Source organism: Neisseria sp. P0008.S010 (genome assembly GCF_051962715.1).
Classification (GTDB): domain Bacteria; phylum Pseudomonadota; class Gammaproteobacteria; order Burkholderiales; family Neisseriaceae; genus Neisseria; species Neisseria elongata.
In genome coordinates, this window is record NZ_JBQCVA010000191.1 from 1 (window position 1) to 376 (window position 376).

Genomic DNA, 376 nt, shown 5'->3' on the forward strand with positions numbered 1-376 from the left:
ATGTATGAGTTTGTGGTGAATAATGCCCCTGAACAGACAGAGGACGCCGGGCCCGCAGAGCCTGTTTCTGCGGGAAAGTGTTCGACGGTGAGCTGAGTTTTGCCCTGAAACTGGCGCGTGAGATGGGGCGACCCGACTGGCGTGCCATGCTTGCCGGGATGTCATCCACGGAGTATGCCGACTGGCACCGCTTTTACAGTACCCATTATTTTCATGATGTTCTGCTGGATATGCACTTTTCCGGGCTGACGTACACCGTGCTCAGCCTGTTTTTCAGCGATCCGGATATGCATCCGCTGGATTTCAGTCTGCTGAACCGGCGCGAGGCTGACGAAGAGCCTGAAGATCATGTGCTGATGCAGAAAGCGGCAGGGCT

General features: G+C 55.6%; 1 protein-coding gene. It reads left to right on the top strand.

Features of this window, described 5'->3' with window-relative positions; translation table 11 throughout:
- Positions 1 to 77 precede the first annotated feature (77 nt).
- Positions 78 to 376: phage tail assembly protein T (locus tag ACTHSL_RS13170; protein ID WP_440381700.1), on the top strand; the 299-nt coding region annotated here is incomplete at its 3' end.